Raw genomic sequence first — 3,203 nt, forward strand, 5'->3', positions numbered from 1 at the left:
AAACTAGGCAAGTCGATTAAAGTTAGTTTTATTAAAGTTAAAAAATAAGACTTTTCAATTTTTTTTCGTGTTCTTATTATTAGCTATTTCCATTAAAAAATAAATCCACATAAGATAAATCTTTGTCATCTCTTTTGGTGATTTCAGTCAGCTTGTCCTTATGAATTTCAAAAATATAATCTAAAACTTTCCATGAGCAGTAATGAATTGCTCTTGTAAGAACATTGTTCGGCATGTATAAATGTTTTTCAATGGAGTATTTGTTTATACAAAATTTTCCAATATCAAGTGTTATGTCTGCACCAGAATCCAAAAGTTTTTTGCATGTTTCCACATCATCTAATTCTGCAGCGTATAGCAATGGTGAACAGCCTTGTGTCGAATCATCAGAACGATATTTTACAACATCGATGTTTTCTGTTGTTTTAATGAGCAGGTCAATTATTTTGTCTGATTGCTCTAGTTCTTCTTTTCTATTCTGATTTTGCTCATCGTAAAATTGGAAGAAAGCCTTTTGGCGTAAGGCGGTATTCTTTAGAAGAACATTGCTTTCATCTTTTTGTATTTCCGAAAATCCTGCTTGAAAATAGTTCCTATAATTAATGTCACCTTCTCTGTTTTGAAGTTTTGAAAGATACCTTTCTTTTGAGAGCAATAAGACTTCCCGTCTTCCTATTGCGTAATAGAGTGGAGTAACTTCATCCGAACTGATTAGAAAATTGTCTGTGATTTTTTCTATACCGTTGTCAGTCATTTTGTTTACAAATGCTTGAACTATTTCAAAGTCAAAGCTGTCCAACGCTAGTTGAAATACAGAACGCTTGCTGCGGTTGCTTCTTGAGAAAAGTGTTTTTTTCTCTGTTCTTTTCAAAATATCAAATAGAAGATTTTTATCTTCCTTGGTGTGAAAGTGATTGTATTGTGCTAGTATTTCTGTGATTGGAAAAGTATTGTTTGTGTTTGGAATGTTCAAATTTAGATTTGGGAAAGACTGTGCATCTAAAAACTTATAAACGATGTCATACTTTTTACAACAGATTGCAAGTGAAATCGGTGTGTAAATTACGAGGCGGCCATCATCAATTAAAGTGTTTATTGTTTTGTCAGTGACGGACGGAAGTTTTTCCGTTTCTTTTTTGAAAAAATCTTTTTCGGGCTCTGGTAAAAATCCCAGTGATTTATTTATGTCTTCTGCTCGGATTTGTTTTGTTAGATTTGACAATGGGGAAAATCTGTTCCAAAAATTCTGCATGCAAAAGTAATAAACGGCAAAAGCGTCTTGCATTTCATTCAGAACCATATCAAAACAGTAAGCGAAATCATAGAAATATTTAATGTTTTGCGACAGGGGAGTTTTTATGTCTGAATCTAAACGGGAACACTGAAAAATCCTGTTTCTGAATCCTTTTAAATCATGCTTTATGTCGTAATATGCACAGACACTGATGGCTTCCTGCAAAAATCCAGTCAGATTTTTCCCCGCAAAGTATTTTCCCCTTTCAAAGGCTTCTTTGTAGGCATTTATTGCAATCGTAAGTTTTTCTATATCACAAGTGTCTAAAAACTCATAGACATATTTTTTGCCCTCAAACCATTTATCCCAAAATGCAAATGAGTGCGGTAAATCCTTTTTGATAGCAGGATAGTCTTTTTTAAACTGGAAAAAATTATCTATCGAGTTGCCTTGTGTGACAGCATCAAAATATTGCCCTTGTTGTTCCAAAGTTAAGATAGATTCATTATAAAAACTGTCTCTGAACAAAGTGTGTATTTCTTCTGGTGAATGACCTTGTTCTGTAAGATTTTCTATTTCCAACCAAGTATCTTTGCTTAATGAAATATGTTGTATTGCGTTTGAACGGAAATTGTTATAAAAATAAAAATCCAGAAAATGCTCAATTAAAGAAGTTTTTATATTATGATTTTTCAGCGTGACTAGAATTGCATAGAAAATATTCCATGTAGGATTTTTGTTTTCCTTTCTGGCTTTTTGAATGGCTCTTTTTACATGTTCTTCGGAATCCTGTTCATTTTTGTGATTTTTGTAATAAACTTCTGCTATTTCTTTATAAATGTCTTCGTAAGAAAAGTTCAGTTCAGTTTTTGTGGATTCAAATAAAGTATCAAATCTAAGATTTTTTGCATGATGTATGTATGAAATATAAATCGGACTTGTCTGGATAAATATCAGGCGAACTATGTTTCTGTTTGTATAAACGTACTGTTTTGTCTCAAAGGGACGACCGCCACCGATTGCCACAAAAAGTTCCCATAATATTGCGTAATAAAAAGTCGTAAACTTGCTTTCATAATAAGTTGTCCGTTTACTTCCGTCAAAAGATGATTTTCGGGTAATTTTCTGTACTTCCAAATTGAACTCTGATTCCAATCCAGAAAAGAAGTCTTTTATCCGTCCAAAAATTGAATCTTTGCCCATAAATTTGTATTTATAAAAACTGCCTTTTTCCTTGTATGCGTCATTTATTTCTTCGTCAGTTATTGTGGTGCGCGCCAAAAGAGCATCCTTTCCGATGACTTCAACAATAAAGCGGGTGATTTGGCTGAGAGTAACATTTCCATATTCAGGCAAAGATAATTTCCTGCTCATTAAACATATTATACCACAAAAAAACTGCCTAAAAACTTTTCCCTTAAAAATTGCGCTTTCCAAAGTCTAGAACTGTTCTACCTTAATCCGTATCAGGGAGGAAAAGATGAAAGAATCTCAAATGAAAAATCTTAAAGTGAATTACCACTTACTGGAATCCTGTAATTACGGATGTAAATTCTGTTTTGCCCGATATGCAAAATCAGAACATCTGTCTTTGGCAGAAATGCAAAAACTTATCGTAAGAATCGGTGAATGTGGATTTTTCTCTGCAATCAATTTTGCAGGAGGAGAGCCGTTTTTAATAAATGAATTGCCGGACTTGATTGCCTTTACAAAATCCCTGGGATTGGGAACAGGTGTTATTACGAACGGCTCCTTACTGACAATTGAACGGTTGAACAAAGTCCTGCCATATCTGGATTGGCTAGGAATTTCATTTCATTCTTTGAATGATGAAATCAAGAGAAATATGGGATTTTGCTCAAAAGACAAAACTCCGCTTTCAAATGAAAGGATTACGGAAATTGTAAGATTTGTAAGAAGCAATTCTAACTGTAAGATAAAAATAAACACTGTCGTTAATGCTTTCAAT

Annotated in this window: 2 protein-coding genes; one reads left to right on the top strand and one right to left on the bottom strand. The window is 33.3% G+C overall.

From position 1 onward, the window contains the following. Positions 1–79: 79 nt before the first annotated feature. Positions 80–2,671: an ankyrin repeat domain-containing protein gene (locus JI65_RS16660; protein WP_191018292.1), complete on the bottom strand. Its 2,592-nt coding sequence runs from the start codon at positions 2,669–2,671 to the stop codon at positions 80–82. 43 nt (positions 2,672–2,714) lie between these two features. Between JI65_RS16660 and JI65_RS16665 the strand changes: the two genes are divergently transcribed. Further along, positions 2,715–3,203: radical SAM protein (locus tag JI65_RS16665; protein ID WP_191018293.1), on the top strand; the 489-nt coding region annotated here is incomplete at its 3' end.

Origin of the sequence: Treponema zioleckii, assembly GCF_014737315.1 — a bacterium.
In the GTDB taxonomy this organism is placed as follows: domain Bacteria; phylum Spirochaetota; class Spirochaetia; order Treponematales; family Treponemataceae; genus Treponema_D; species Treponema_D zioleckii.